The 14,877-nt window shown below is 34.1% G+C and carries 14 protein-coding genes and 3 pseudogenes; 14 read left to right on the top strand and 3 right to left on the bottom strand.

Annotated elements, in window-relative coordinates:
* From mtrA to QZU75_RS12115, 13 genes and pseudogenes are all read left to right on the top strand, one after another.
* Positions 1 to 588 (top strand): tetrahydromethanopterin S-methyltransferase subunit A (mtrA, locus tag QZU75_RS12175; RefSeq protein ID WP_296884081.1); only part of this gene is annotated, 588 nt, incomplete at its 5' end.
* 13 nt (positions 589 to 601) lie between these two features.
* Positions 602 to 808, top strand: a complete 207-nt coding sequence (locus QZU75_RS12170) for a tetrahydromethanopterin S-methyltransferase subunit F (RefSeq protein ID WP_296884079.1) — start codon at positions 602 to 604, stop codon at positions 806 to 808.
* 13 nt (positions 809 to 821) lie between these two features.
* Positions 822 to 995, top strand: a pseudogene (mtrG, locus tag QZU75_RS12165) (tetrahydromethanopterin S-methyltransferase subunit MtrG); the annotation flags it as partial.
* A gap of 16 nt (positions 996 to 1,011) precedes the next feature.
* A complete protein-coding gene (gene mtrH, locus QZU75_RS12160; protein WP_296884077.1) occupies positions 1,012 to 1,944 on the top strand; it encodes a tetrahydromethanopterin S-methyltransferase subunit H in 933 nt (310 codons plus the stop codon).
* Positions 1,945 to 2,105: 161 nt separating this feature from the next.
* Positions 2,106 to 3,575, top strand: coding sequence for a methanogenesis marker 14 protein (locus tag QZU75_RS12155; protein WP_296884075.1), 1,470 nt, complete (start codon positions 2,106 to 2,108; stop codon positions 3,573 to 3,575).
* An 18-nt stretch (positions 3,576 to 3,593) separates the two neighbouring features.
* Positions 3,594 to 4,202 (top strand): NTP transferase domain-containing protein, encoded by a 609-nt coding sequence (locus QZU75_RS12150; protein WP_296884073.1) that lies wholly within the window; start codon positions 3,594 to 3,596, stop codon positions 4,200 to 4,202.
* A 57-nt stretch (positions 4,203 to 4,259) separates the two neighbouring features.
* Positions 4,260 to 4,529, top strand: a complete 270-nt coding sequence (locus tag QZU75_RS12145) for a PRC-barrel domain-containing protein (protein WP_296884071.1) — start codon at positions 4,260 to 4,262, stop codon at positions 4,527 to 4,529.
* 115 nt (positions 4,530 to 4,644) lie between these two features.
* Positions 4,645 to 5,400, top strand: a complete 756-nt coding sequence (locus QZU75_RS12140) for an ABC transporter ATP-binding protein (protein WP_296884069.1) — start codon at positions 4,645 to 4,647, stop codon at positions 5,398 to 5,400.
* Positions 5,369 to 6,619, top strand: a complete 1,251-nt coding sequence (locus tag QZU75_RS12135) for a SufD family Fe-S cluster assembly protein (RefSeq protein WP_296884067.1) — start codon at positions 5,369 to 5,371, stop codon at positions 6,617 to 6,619. The genes QZU75_RS12140 and QZU75_RS12135 overlap by 32 nt, the downstream gene beginning before the upstream one ends.
* A 319-nt stretch (positions 6,620 to 6,938) precedes the next feature.
* Positions 6,939 to 7,364, top strand: coding sequence for a hydrogenase iron-sulfur subunit (locus QZU75_RS12130; RefSeq protein WP_296884066.1), 426 nt, complete (start codon positions 6,939 to 6,941; stop codon positions 7,362 to 7,364).
* A gap of 15 nt (positions 7,365 to 7,379) precedes the next feature.
* A pseudogene (locus QZU75_RS12125) lies at positions 7,380 to 8,248 on the top strand (F420-nonreducing hydrogenase).
* Between the two features lies 1 nt (position 8,249).
* Positions 8,250 to 9,645 (top strand): annotated as a pseudogene (locus tag QZU75_RS12120) (Ni/Fe hydrogenase subunit alpha).
* Between the two features lie 21 nt (positions 9,646 to 9,666).
* Positions 9,667 to 10,902 (top strand): 4Fe-4S binding protein, encoded by a 1,236-nt coding sequence (locus tag QZU75_RS12115; RefSeq protein WP_296884064.1) that lies wholly within the window; start codon positions 9,667 to 9,669, stop codon positions 10,900 to 10,902.
* 41 nt (positions 10,903 to 10,943) lie between these two features.
* Here the strand turns inward: QZU75_RS12115 and QZU75_RS12110 are convergent, their stop codons facing one another.
* Positions 10,944 to 12,200, bottom strand: coding sequence for a dihydroorotase family protein (locus QZU75_RS12110; RefSeq protein ID WP_296884062.1), 1,257 nt, complete (start codon positions 12,198 to 12,200; stop codon positions 10,944 to 10,946).
* Between the two features lie 86 nt (positions 12,201 to 12,286).
* Between QZU75_RS12110 and QZU75_RS12105 the strand changes: the two genes are divergently transcribed.
* A complete protein-coding gene (locus tag QZU75_RS12105) occupies positions 12,287 to 13,390 on the top strand; it encodes a nucleotidyltransferase family protein (protein ID WP_296884083.1) in 1,104 nt (367 codons plus the stop codon).
* On the opposite strand, the gene QZU75_RS12100 is transcribed toward QZU75_RS12105, so the two are convergent.
* A complete protein-coding gene (locus QZU75_RS12100; RefSeq protein ID WP_296884061.1) occupies positions 13,365 to 14,408 on the bottom strand; it encodes an ATPase in 1,044 nt (347 codons plus the stop codon). The two genes, QZU75_RS12105 and QZU75_RS12100, sit on opposite strands and share 26 nt — an antisense overlap.
* Before the next feature lie 75 nt (positions 14,409 to 14,483).
* Positions 14,484 to 14,711: a KEOPS complex subunit Pcc1 gene (locus QZU75_RS12095; RefSeq protein ID WP_296884058.1), complete on the bottom strand. Its 228-nt coding sequence runs from the start codon at positions 14,709 to 14,711 to the stop codon at positions 14,484 to 14,486.
* Positions 14,712 to 14,877 lie beyond the last annotated feature (166 nt).

Here is a 14,877-nt window from a genome sequence, read left to right as displayed (position 1 = left end):
GCAGCTATTGCAGGTCCATGTAAAACAGAAAACTTAGGAATAGAAAAAGTAGTTGCTAACATTATTTCAAACCCTAATATTCGTTTCTTAATATTAGCTGGTGCTGAAGTGCAAGGTCACATCACAGGTCAAAGTTTTAAAGCTTTACATGAAAATGGTGCAGACCCTGACAAAAAGAAAATTATTGGTGCAACAGGAGCTATTCCTTTCGTAGAAAATGTTCCTCTCGATGGTGTTGAAAGATTCCAACAACAATTAGAAATTGTTGATTTAATCGACACAGAAGATATCGGAGCAATTCAATCAAAAATCAATGAATGTGTTGAAAAAGACCCAGGTGCTTTTGAAGAAGAAGCTATGGTTATTTCCGTTGATGATGACGGCGGTGATGAAGAAGAAGGAGAAGCAATTAGGGTTGTTTCACCTGAAACTGCACTCGTTGAAGCAAGAATTAGGGATATAAACACTAAAATCGATATGGTTGGTGCTGTTCAAAGGAACATGGCAGGAAATTATTCAGGTAAAGTCCAAGGTATTATGATTGGTTTGGCTTTTACTTTAATAATTGGAGTTTTATTCTTGATTTAAGGAGGAGACGAATATGGTACAAATTTCTAATAAACCAAATATAAATGGGATGAAAACTGCAGCAGATGATGCTGAATACAGTTCAAAACTCCTTGCAAGAGAAGGTAAACTTTTTGCAGGTTTACTCGCAACTAGATTTAAAGGTTTTGCTATCGGTGGATGCATAGCATTACTTTTCGTAGTGATCATTCCTGCTATTGCAAAAGCATTAGGATTCTAAAGGGGTGTTAAATATGAGTGATGATAATTCAATACCTCAAGTCATGGTTTCCCCAGAAGATTTCAACCAAATCGTTGAAAAATTAGACGATGCAGAAGAAAAAGTTGATTTCACTGTAGGGGAATATTATCAACGTTTAGGCCAACAAAATGGTAGAGATGTTGGTATCTTATATGGTATTATAATCTAGGAGGTTTATATTTATGTTAAGATTTGATAAAGAACAACTCGTCATTGATGTTGCTGGTATGAAAATGGGAGGGCAACCTGGTGAATACCCTACTGTTTTAGCAGGAACAATCTTTTACGGTGGACACAATATTATTAGTGATGAAAAAGAAGGTATCTTTGATAAAGATGCTGCTGATGAAAGAATTAAAACAATGGAAGAAATGTCTGACGTAACCGGAAACCCTTGTGTTGTACAAACTTTCGGTGCTACTGCAGAAGCTATGGTAAAATACTTAGAATTTGTAGGAGACGTCTGTGACAAACCTTTCCTTATCGACTCAACCGCAGCAGCTGCTAAAATTGCAGGTGTAGAATATGTTCAAGAAGTAGGTTTAACTGAAAGAGCTGTTTACAACTCTTTAAGTATGGCTGCAGAACCTGCAGAAATTGAAGCTGTTAAAAACTCAGACATCGACGCATCCATTCTCTTAGGTTTCAACCCAATGAAACCTGGTGTAGAAGGTAAAATCGAAATCTGGGAAACTGGTGGAGACGTAATTGATCAAGGTATTCTCGAAATGGCTGACGAATGTGGTATTACTAAACCATTCATGGATGTAGCAGTTACTCCATTAGGTCAAGGTGCAGGACCTGCTGTAAGAACTTCTTACGCAGTAAAAGCTAAATGGGGATACCCAGTAGGATCTGGTATTCACAACGTACCATCCGCATGGGACTGGTTAAGAGGATACAAAAAAGAACACAAAGAAGCATGGCCTGTTTGTGATATTGGTTCCAATATCGTTCAACAAATGGCTGGTGGGGACTTTGTACTCTTCGGACCAATTGAAAATGCAAGACTTGCATTCCCTGCATGTGGTATGGCAGATATCATGATTGCTGAAGCAGCAAAAGATATCGGTACCGAACCTATCGAAGAACACCCAATTAACAAATTATTATAAACAAATAGGGTCCCGATTAGATGATTCATTTCATCTAATCCATATTTTTTTATTTTTTTTTTAACTAATTTTCTACTGATTTTTTTAAAAATATTTTAATAAGATTTATATTATTTTAAAAAGAGATTATTAATTAACTTTATATTGGAGAGGTTATAATAATGTCTTTTTTAAGTAAAATTTTTAATAAAGGTCCTAAACCTATCATTGCTCATTCTAAAGAAGGTAATTTAGCAACTTTAAGAGCTCAAAGGGCAGGTCCTGCAAGTCCTGGAGCTGTTCAAAAACCAGACACATTTTATGTAACTGCTTCTGTGGAATTAGGTAACACTACTACAAAATCTATTGTAATGGCTACTAACTTAAACACTAGTGAGTCCTATTTACTTAATAAAACAGTTAAAATGACAAGGGATATTAGACCGCCTAAAGCTAATGAAGAAGTATTCGGTAAAACTGTATGGGGTATTGAACTTTCTAAAGAGGCCGTAACTGAACTTATCCGAGATACAGTTTTAGAATCTCTTAGGAAATGCCAAGTGGATAAGGATGAAGATTTGGATTTTGTTGTCAGATCAACAGGTGTAACTGCAGGTTTTGCAACTGCTGAAGAAGCAGGTCAGCTAATTATTGCTCTTGCTGATGGTTGTCTTGAAGCGGATATTCCGCCTCGTAAGATGTCTCCTGCTATGAGTATCTCTCAGCTTCCTGAAAGATTACAAAAACATTCTCTTTTGGAAAATATCATGTTTGATGGGGCTGTTGTAAGTGTAGTTCCTCCTGAAGGTAAAGAAACTGTTGCAAATGAAATGGAAGGTGAACTTGTTACTGCAGGAATTAAACTGGGTGCAAAATGGACTGATGTTGATTATAGAAATCCTTGTGTTTCCTTGGACTTTGGTTCCACATTGGCAGGACGTATTGTAAATGACAATGAACCTTATGCTAATACTGTTGGTAACTTTTTAGGTCTTGCGGGTGTTGTAAGTGACTCTTTAGCCAGAGGTTCAGGTCAAATTGACAAGAAAAATGGTGCTGCATTAGATTTATACTCAGAAAAGGCTATGAAAAAGGCAAATCATAAGAAAGCTGAAGAAAATGCACTTGAAGCTCATAAGCTGATTAATATTACTAAAGTTCCGATGGATGTTGACAGATTCGGTACTGTTCCGGTCAATCCGGTTGCTGCTGAAAAAGCGGGAACTACATTAATTGGTTGTGATGTCGGATTTAATGGTGATAAACTTCCTGAATTAATGGAATTGGGTGCACAGTTCTATGATGCAGATGGTCTTCCAACATTGCTTTCAACATTGGATTATGTAAGTACCAATATTGTAAAAAGAGTATTGGATGTTGCATTTAAGGAAAATGTCATTGTTCCTGGTTCTGCATTAGGTATTACTGGTAGGGCAGGTATTACAGGACGCAAACCTCAATTAATTTTAGAAGCCGTTCAGGATAAATTTGAAAATGTTGTATTTGTTGAAGATGGTCTTGCATTAGGTTCCGCTATTATGGCTCGTTGTATGAATTCAATGGGTACTCCTAAAGTTCCTATTGGTGGAAAACAAGGTGGAAGATGTATCCTTAAAGATCGTATGAAAATGATGGGCGGAAAATTCGCTTAAATGTAAAGTGATTTTTGTATGATTTATGCAATTTTGATGGCTGGAGGTATGGGAACTAGACTTAAAGTTCCCTGTGAAAAACCTCTTTTTAAATTATGCGATAAACCTTTAATTAAATATGTGATTGATAATTTAAAATCATCTAAATTAATCGATAAAATTGTTATTACGGTGAGTCCTCATACTCAAGAAACTACAAAATATTTAGAATCATTGGATGATGAATTTCAGATAATGGACACTTCCGGTGATGATTATCTGACAGATTTGTCATACATTTTAGACTTTTTTGAAAAGAAATCCAAGGATGATGTTTTACTTTTTATAAATGCCGATTTACCATTCATTTCAACGGAGATAATAGACTGTGTTTTGGATTATTATCTCAAATCAGATAAAGATGCATTGTCTACATTAGTTCCAGTTGAAATTTTTGATGATTTGGGTCTGGAATATTCATATGAATTCAACGGTAATGTTCCATCAGGTTTGAATGTCCTTCGAAGTGTCAATATTGTTCAGGAAGAAGACCAGCTGATTATTCCAAAGGCAGAACTGGCATTGAATATTAATACTCTTTTGGATAGTCAGGTTGCAGAAAAATTTTACAGAGAATATTATATTTAAATATAATGAAATTAAAATAATTATATAATATAAACTTAATTTTTATCAGGTGATTAAATGGAAAATAAACAACAACTTCCTAAAAGAGAAGAAAAGTTATGGAGCGAAATTAAGAATTATCAAGTAGCTACCAACAATGCACGCATTCTTGGAGTATTGGATGAATTAATTATCAACGAAAAAACCGGTAAAATTGTTGATATAGCTATCAGAGTTGAAAGTGACCGTAATATTCACGTTAAAGGCGCTAAAAGAAACGGAGATTTATTATTAGTTCCTTTTGCTAAAGTAGAAAAAGTCGGTGAATTTATTATCGTAACTGAATAATTTCAGTTATTCTCTTTTTTTTTAAAATTTTTTTTATATTTGTTAACTATTTATATTTAGTTATACTAATCATTATATTATATAACAAATTCATTTTTAATCTTAAGGTGATTATATGTTACTTGAAATAGAGAATTTAGGCGTTGAAGTCGCCGGAAAAAGAGTTTTAAAAGATGTTAATCTTTCAATTGCTGAAGGTGAAACTCATGTTCTTTTAGGACCTAATGGTGCTGGTAAAAGTACTTTATTTTTAACTATTTTAGGTTTTCCACAATATGAAGTAGTTCAAGGTTCTATAAAATTCAAAGGTCAAGATATTACAAAATTATCTACTGCTGAGAGAGTTAAATTAGGTATTGGAGTTAGTTTCCAAACACCGCCGGCAATTAGGGGAGTTTCTGTAAGAGATTTATTAAAAATTGAATCTCATCAGGATATGGATGAAGATTTAAATCCTAGAATGCAAGAATTGGCTAAACAACTTAAGTTTAGTGATGAATTTTTAGACAGAGATGTCAATTTAGGATTTTCTGGCGGAGAAGTAAAACGATCTGAAATTTTACAATTGTTAGCTCAAATGCCGGATTTCACAATGTTTGATGAACCTGATTCCGGTGTGGATATTGAAAATGTTGAATTATTGGCTTCTGAAATCGGTACTTTATTAGATAAGGATAAACCACAAGGTTCCAGAACTAGAAGTGGACTTTTAATTACTCATTTAGGTTATATTTTAAACTTTGTAAGTGCTGATAAAGCCCATGTTTTAATTGACGGAGTAATTTCCTGTTCCGGAAACCCAACCGAAATTTTAGAAGATATTAGAAAAAATGGTTTTAATGGATGTGTTGAGTGTGCGCAATGTTTATGATGATGCTGAAAGGGCTAAAGATAAAAAAGCAGCATTAGGTGCTGATATCACTATTGAAAATTTCACTGATGAAACTGTTAATGCATTAGACATGATTGACGATTTGGATGATTTGGACAAACAAACCAAAACTGACCTTTTACAAGTTGGTGTAGATACTGAAGAGAAAAACAGGTCAGGATCATTTTTACAGGTTGACCAAAGTAATATTTTTACAAACAATTCAATGTCAGATTCTATTGAGGTCATGAATATTGGTATTGCACTTGAAAAATATAACTGGCTGGAAGACTATATCTGGAATGTAGTAAAACCCGATGCTGATAAATACACTGCTAAAACTGCTTTAAGAGAAAAGGAAGATGGTGTAAAAAGTGGTTATTTTGTAAGATCTCTTCCGGGAACTAAAGAAGTAATGCCAGTTCAGGCATGCATGTTTATCAGTGATGAAGACATTATGCAAACTGCACACAATGTAATAATTGCTGAAGAAAATTCCGAACTCCATTTAATTACCGGATGTGCAACCGGTGATGATGTAGGCTCAGCAATGCACGTTGGTGTATCTGAAATGTATTTAAAACCAGGTTCCAAAATCACTTTTACAATGGTTCACAACTGGGCGGAACAGGTTGAAGTTCGTCCTAGAACTGGTGTTAAATTAATGGACAATTCCACTTACATCAATAATTATATATTGACTAGTCCTGTAAGTACTATTCAATCATTTCCTACTGCTTACTGTGATGGTAAAAATTCAAGAGCAATTTTCCAAAGTATTCAGGGCGGTAAAAAAGATTCTATTATTGATGTTGGATCAAGAGTATTGCTTAATGCTGAAGGCGCCCGTGGAGAAGTTATCTCAAGAGCTGTAGCTCAGGATGAATCTAAAATTTATGCGAGAGGTCATTTGGCAGGTACTGTGCCTGAAGTCAAAGGGCATTTGGAATGTCATGGTCTTGTTTTATCAGATGACAGTTTCATTTATGCAGTGCCTGAACTTGAAGCTAGTTCTGCAAACTTGGAAATGTCTCACGAAGCAGCTGTAGGTAAAATTTCAGAAGATGAGATTAATTACCTGACTTCAAGAGGAATTTCCGAAGAAGATGCAGAATCCATGATTGTTAGAGGATTTTTAAACATGGATATCACTGGTCTTCCTGATGAATTAGCTGAGCAAACTCAAAGAATGATTGACATGAGTCTTGATGGGATGTAATTCCCTCTATTTTTCTTTTTTTTCTAATTTTATTTCATTATTTTCTTTTTTCAGAAATTTTGTTTTATAGTATATAAACCTTTTGAATTTAATTTCTAAGTAACCTTTATATTAATTATTAATGAAATATATTAATCAGTACATAATGTAATGCTGAGCTAGCTCATTACGTACAGAAATTGTGATTTTAAGGTATGCCTAAACAGTATGTCTTAAAAAAAAGATTTTAAAATTTTTTAAAAAACTTTAAAATTTGAATTTGAAAGACTTAAGTTTTTCTAAATTCGCAAAAAAATATTTATAGAGGAGGAGAAACTCTATGGCTGATGATGTAAAAATTGTAATGTTTTGTTGCAACTGGTGTTCCTATGGGGGAGCAGACACAGCTGGTACTGCAAGGATGCAATACCCACCGAATATTAGAGTTATTCGTGTAATGTGTTCAGGAAGAATTGATCCACAATTTGTTTTAAAAGCATTTAAAGAAGGTGCTGACGGTGTATTTGTAGCTGGATGTCACATGGGTGACTGCCACTATGACGCTGGTAACTACAAATTAGATCGTAGAATGAGATTAATTTATAGATTAGTTGAAGATATTGGAATTGGTAAAGAAAGAGTTCACCACGACTGGATTTCTGCATCCGAAGGTGAAAAATTCTCAGAAGCTGTTAAAATGATGGTTAACAGAATCAAAGAATTAGGTCCAGCTCCATTAAAACAACAATTAGATGCTGAAAGATAGATTGGAGGAATGAATATGGCAGATAAAGTTAAAATAGGAACTATGTGGTTCGGAGGATGTTCCGGTTGCCACTTATCCATTGCGGATTTCCACGAATCCTTAATAGATGTAATGGAATTTGCAGATTTTGAATTTTCCCCTGTACTCATGGATACTAAATACGATGAAGTACCAGAATTAGACATTATTATTGTCGAAGGTGGAGTAAGAAACGACGAAAACAGAGAATTGGCTGAAATGTTAAATGAAAAAGCTAATATGGTTATTTCTTACGGTACTTGCTCATGTTACGGAGGTATTCCAGGTCTTGGAAACTTATGGACTGTTGAAGAATTAGAAGAAGAAGCATACATTAATTCCGTATCTACTGTAAACCCTGAAGGTATTATTCCTCACGAAGATGTACCTCATCTTGAAAGTAGGGTAAGACCTATTGGTGAAGTAATGGATATTGATTTAATGATTCCAGGTTGCCCACCTCGTTCTGATGTTGTAGCTGAAGCTATTTTAACATTATTAAGAGGAGAAACAATTGAATTACCTTCAACCAACCTCTGTGAAGTATGTCCTAGAGAAAAACCACCTGCTGGTTTAGCTATGGATTTCATTAAAAGACAATTTGAAGTTGGTGCTCCTGAACCTGACTTATGTTTAATTTCTCCATTGGTATCCAATGTAGAGGATGTTACGGTCCTACTGCTAAAGTATTAGACCAAGGAGCAAAAATGATCAGTGCGATTGCATCTGACTACGGTGTACAAGAAGATAAAACCGTTGATCCTGAAACTGTCGCAGATCAATTAGATGATATTGTAGGTACTTTCTATACTTACACATTACCTGCTGCTTTAGTACCAATCAAAATGCAGAAAGGAGGAGAATAAAATGGTTAAACTTACTATGGAGCCTGTCACTCGTATTGAAGGACACGCTAAAATTACAGTACATCTTGACGATGCTGGAAATGTTGAAGAAACAAGATTACACGTTATGGAATTCAGAGGATTTGAAAAATTCTTAACAGGTCGTCCTGTAGAAGAATTACCAAGACTCGTACCTAGAATTTGTGGTATTTGTGATGTACAACACCACTTAGCAGCTGCTAAAGCTGTTGACCAAATTTTCGGATATGATGATTACGAAATCTTACCTGCTGCATACAGAATGAGAGAAATCATGAACTGGGGTTCATACATGCACTCCCACGCTCTTCACTTCTACTTCTTAGCAGCACCGGATTTAATCATTCCAAATGGAACTAGAAAAACTAGGAATGTTTTCCAAGTAATTAAAGATATGCCTGAAATTGCACTTCAAGCTATTAACATCAGAAGAAACGGTTTAGAAATGGTTAGAAAAATAGGTGGTCGTCCTATTCACCCTACTTCCTCCACTCCTGGTGGTATTTCTACCGAATTAGATGATGAAACTCAAAAAGATTTACTTGAAAGAGCTAAACAAAACGTAGAATTAGCACAAGCTACTTTAGATTTAGCTATTCCAGTATTTGAAGAAAACATCGACTTAATCTCTTCATTAGGTAACTTCGGTGACACCAGACACTGTGGTATTGTAAAACCTGACGGAACTTGGGATGTATATAATGGTAACGTCAGATTCAAAGACAAAGACGGTAGTGACATGTTCGAATACAGAAACGAAGAATATACCGACTATGTTGCTGAACACGTAAAACCTTACTCCTGGTTAAAATTCCCTTACATTAAAGAAATGGGATACCCAGAAGGTATTTACAGAGTAGCTCCATTATCAAGAATTAATGTTTGTGATCAAATGCCTAAAGAAGCACCTCTCGCACAAGAAGCTCTTAAAGCTTTCCGTGATGCTTTCGGCTATGCTCAAGCACCATTATTATTCAACTATGCTAGATTAATCGAATTATTAGCATCTGCTGAATGTGCTGCTGCAGCATTAGAAGAAGATTTATCAGCTCAAAAATTCCCTGATGAATTAGAAAGAACTGAAGGTAAAGGTGTAGGTATTGTAGAAGCACCTCGTGGTACTTTAATCCACCATTACGAATCCGATGATAACGGATTATGTAATTATGCAAACATTGTTGTAGCTACAATCCAAAACAACCCAGCTATGGAAATGGGTATTCACCAAGTTGCAAAAGATTACATCAAACCTGGTGTAGAAGTAGATGATAAAATCTTCAACTTAATGGAAATGGTCTACCCACTCAATGGATAGTCAAATGAGATTAGCTGAAGTAGATATTGTAGACAGTGAAGGAAACCTCATTAAAAAATTCTAAATTTAAGGGGGTTTTTTATAAATGATTGTATTTAATGAAGATGGCTGTATAAAATGTGGTGCTTGTGAAGGTACTTGCCCTACATCAGCTATTGAAGTAACACCAAATGCTATTATCCACTGTGACACTTGTGGTGAAGAACCTAAATGTGCAGATGTTTGTCCAAATGGAGCATTAAAAGTTGAAGATTACGAAATCACTGATGGTGTATTCCAGAAAAGATTAGTATTCAACTCAATTGCATGTGATTCATGTGGTAAATGTGAAGAAGTTTGCCCACAAGAAACTATTAAAGTCACTGGTGCTAAATTAAAAGAAGTTGAAGGATTCTGTGTAATGTGTCAAAAATGTGTTGACATTTGCCCAGTTGATGTAATTGGAATTCCTGGTGTTAAAGAACCTGCTGAATATGAGTTAGATCTTAGCGGTAAAGGTCCTGTTTTCATCGATGGTTGTGTTGGATGTGGAACTTGTGTAGAACCTTGTCCTGTAAACGCAATTACTCTTGAAGAAGTAGGAAGTCCAGTTACTGTAAATGATGACTGTATCAGATGTGGATTATGTTCTCAAACTTGTCCTTGGAATGCAATATTCATTGCTGAAAAAGTACCGGTTAAACGTTCAAAAGAAATCACATCATTTACTTTCGATTCAGCTAAATGTATCGGTTGTAACACTTGTGTAGAAGCATGTCCTGGAGACTTTATTTCTGCAAACAGTGCTAGTTTAACTGTTGCTATTCCTAGTGTCTGTGCTGCATGTGGTTTATGTGTAAAACTTTGTCCTGTTGACGCTTTAGATATTGATGTCGAATGGGGTGAAGGTGCACCTGTAGATGCAGAAGGTATTGGAAGAGATGTAGAAAAATGTGACTTCATTGGTGCATGTGCTAACAAATGTCCTACTGAAGCTATTCGCGTAGTTACCAAAACTGGTATGTTATGCCCTGCTTTAGAAGAAACTGATTCAGAACCATCTTTCACTAGCTGTATTAGATGTGGAGCTTGTGCTTCAATGTGTTCCAACGATGCATTGAAAGTAGATCAATATGAATTAACTATCGACGGAGAACCTCTCCTCAGAGATAGGATTTCATTCAACCCATCTAAATGTGATCAATGTGGTGACTGTATCGAAGCATGTCCATATGACATGATTCACAAAACAGATAATCCTAAATTACCAATTGCAGGATTCTGTACTTTATGTGGTCAATGTCTTGAAGCATGTCCAGAAGACGCATTATGTTATAAATAGGTGTGATATCACACCTCTATTTTTTCTTTTTTTAAAACAAGTTAAATTTTATTCATTACTATTTTTCCGTTAACGATTGTCATTATAGGCATTCCTGTGTAACTCCAACCATCAAACGGTGAATATTCTGCTTTTGTTTCGAATTCGTTAATGTTAAATTTCCCTTTTCGTTTTAAATCAATCACTGTAAAATCAGCATCTTTTCCAATAACAATTTCTCCCTTGTTTTCAAGACCATATACTTTGGCGGCATTTTGTGAGAGAATTTTTGGAATAATACTTAAATCTATTTTTCCTTTGTTTACTTCTGTTAAAAGGAGAGGCACCACGGTTTCCAAGTTCGGAATTCCTGGTGAAGATTGCCAAACTCCTTTTGTTTTATCTTCTAAAGTATGAGGAGCATGGTCGGTTCCAATTATTGAATCTGTATCTAAATCGTCAATGCGGATGCTGTTCTGTTTTTCTCTTAATGGAGGATTAGTTTTTATGAATGTGCCATATGTATTGAATGCTGAATTATCAAGCAATAGATGGTGAGGTGTAAATTCCCAGCTTACAGGTTGTATTTTACTGGCACTTTTTGCAAGACTCAATGATTTGGATGAACTTAAATGACAGATATGTAATCTTAAATTATTTTTGCCTGCAAGTTCTATGGCCTGTTTTACGGATTCATCCTCTGATGAGGATGGTCTTGCATAGCTGTAATCTATAGCTTCATTTTCTTCTTTTTGTTTTAATTTTTCAGTTTCAGCTTTGATAATGGTCTGTTTTTCACAGTGAACTGCAACAAGTCCGTTGTAATCTGTTGTCTGTTTTAGTTTTCCCAAATTGGAAAATATTTCTTCTAAACTTTCATCACTTTCCAAATCCATAAATACCTTAAATGAAATTGGATTCAATTCAACCATTTTTTCCATTTCCTCAAGGCTGCTGTGTCCTGCCTGAAGTTCAAAATTAACAACTGATTTGCTTTTTCCAATTTCGATTTTTTCTTTAAGTGATTCATATGTATTTGTCTTTGGAAGGGTATTCGGCATATCGATGATGGTTGTAAATCCTCCGTTTGCAGCAGATAAGCTACCTGTTTTGAAGTCTTCCTTTTGAGTTAGGCCGGGATCTCTAAAGTGAACATGGGGATCAATAAAACCTGGTAATATGTAATTGTCTTTAATATCTATGATTTCATCACATTTTATAGGATTTTTTGAAATTTCAACGATTTTACCATTTTCTACTCCGATATTGTACTGTCCGATTTCATCAATAAGCTTACAATTTTTAATAACTAAATCCATTTTCAGTCCCCATTTTCTACTTTGATATTATTATTTATGTTTTTAAAACATAAGTTTTTTTTAATTTGAGGTTTAAATTTATGTTTATGTCTCAAGTTTCAAATATTCTTTCACGTGATAGGAAATTATTTTTCAATGATTTGGATGAAAAATATAAAATTTCAGATACTACTTCTGAAGTGAATTTGGTCGCTGATTTCACTGAGTATAATCCTTTACATAACGGTCATTTTCATTGCATGAAAACTGCAAAACATATGTTTCCTGACTCGTTATTTGTAGCTGTTGTACCTGGCCTATTTGAGAGAAGTGGCAGAGGTATCCCATATATATTGCCAAGACAACTTAGGGCAGAAATTGCCATTTCTGTTGGGGCAGATATTGTTGTTGAAGGTCCTCCAATGGGAATTATGGGGTCCGGACAATACTCATTATGTCTTTGTAAGATGTTTAAAGCACTAAACACTGACCATATTCCTAGAGGATACAAACCCGTTGAAGGAATAGATGAAATATTGAAAAGAATTAATATGGGACATCATGTTGCTCCAAAGCCTTATAAGATAGTTGATAAAACAACCAATGAAATTATTCTCAAAGGAAAACTGGAAGAGGATAATTATGTAATTACTTCATTTGCCAATTCTTTAAGTAAAATCGGTTTTGACTATACTGATAAGTTTCTTTTTGTTGAACGTATTGAAGGAGTTAGCGGCACCCTTATTCGTGAAAGTATTCTTGAAGATGATTTTGATAAAGTTATTGATATGATGCCTTCCAAAACTATTGAAGTGCTGAAACGTGAGATAAAAAATGATTCAATAATATATGGCATCAGAGATGAGGAAACTATTATCAATACTGCAAATAATTACAGTTTCGAGGAATTAGCTGGTTTAAACTTGTTTAATGAAAAATTAGCTCAAAATATAATTGATAAAAGACCATTTAATAATATTGATGAAATTAATGAAGCAATACTGCACGGATTTTCAACTCATTTTCGCCAAAGGGTCTTAAGCATTTTGGAAAATCCCATACCTAAAAAACTAATTTCTGAGTATATTGAAAATTATCCTTCTGTAATTAGAATTTTGGGATATAAAAATGATGATTGTTTGGAAAAATTTAAAAAAAAGGTAAATAATGAAAATATTTCATTATTTAAACACCAGTTACAATATGGTTGATTACGTTTTGTGGGTTTTTAAGAGCAAATACTGCATCCATAAATGTTGGGTATGTAGTTCCTAATACGAATAGGTAAATTACATAGTATAAAACAATTAAAATTACGATAATTAATATAATTGTTAATAATATGTCAACAACACCCATTGGCTCTTTTTCGTCTTGATAGTTTAGTTTATGTATTCCTTTTTCATCAGGTTCAGGTGCTATTTTTTGGGTTTGGCCACCTTGCATTTCTCTTGCGAGTTCCGCCCTGATTCTTGCTTCCATTTCCTCTGGAGTTTCATTTCTAGGAATGGTTCTTTGAGGAACTTCTTCCACAACAGGTCTAGGTTTGTATTCTTTTTTGGTTAAAGATCCGTATTGGGCTTCATCTTTTGCAAGTTGTTCTCCTAAAGGAACTTCATTTTCATCAAAGTACAAATCATCTAAATATTTTTCATATTTATCTTCAAGATTTTGTCTTCCACTGGTTTTAGGAGGCTCATAACTGTGATCAGGATAAATGTATTCAGATTCTTCAGCAACTGGTTGCTGACGAATTTCAACTTGAGGTTCTGCTGGTCTATATTCATTTTGTGCAATTTGTTGTGGTGCAGGTTCATATTCATTTTGTGCAAATTGTTGAGGTTCTTCCTGATAAATACTTTCATTATCGCTAATGTAAGATGATTCAAGACCTCCGGAATATTCAATAGAGTCTTTTATGTTATATGGAGAATCATCGCTAATTACTTTATACTCCTCAGCAGGTTCTTCTTGAGCATAAGGTATTTCATATTCTTCTTGAGGTTGATAAATATTTTCTTCTTCATATACTGGTTCACTTTGCACAGGTTCTTGTACAGCAGGAGCTTGTTGTTGATTATTGTCAATTCCAAGTCCTACAATTTTTTCTAAACAGTCTTTACAATAAATTTTTCCAGCTATTTCTAAACCACATTCTTTACAAATTGATTTTCCACATATTGCACAGGTATCTGTACCTTCTCTTTCAGGATGATAATGACATTCCATAAGTATACACTCTCTAATGAATAAATTTTATTAATGTTTATATTTATTATTTCTATTTATATAAAACTTTTCATTCTAAGCGGTTTTGTTGATAATTTTTTCAGCTACTATTTCTGAAGCAATTAAATCATCAACTGTTGCAAGAAAACTTCCTAATTTGTCACTATTTATTTCATAATTAATTGTTTTCCCGCTTATTCTGCTTTCAATATAGTTCTTATTATCTGCTTCCAATGAATTATATATTAATGAAGCAGATTCCTCAGTTTTATATTTTAATGTTAATGTTGCGTTTATTTTCATTTTTTCACTGTTTCTAAATAATATATTAATATTTTTGTTTTGATGATATTTATCTTATTCTATGAAAGTGACTGTCAAAATGTTAGCTCTTTGACAGAATTTTTTTAAATTTCTTTATTTTCTTTTGTTTTTGCATAAAATTAGTGAGATTCTTTAAAAAGGTTTA

This window comes from uncultured Methanobrevibacter sp., assembly GCF_902764455.1.
Taxonomy (GTDB): domain Archaea; phylum Methanobacteriota; class Methanobacteria; order Methanobacteriales; family Methanobacteriaceae; genus Methanocatella.
The sequence above is the reverse complement of the archived record's forward strand: the minus strand, read 5'-3'. Positions and strand labels throughout refer to the sequence as shown.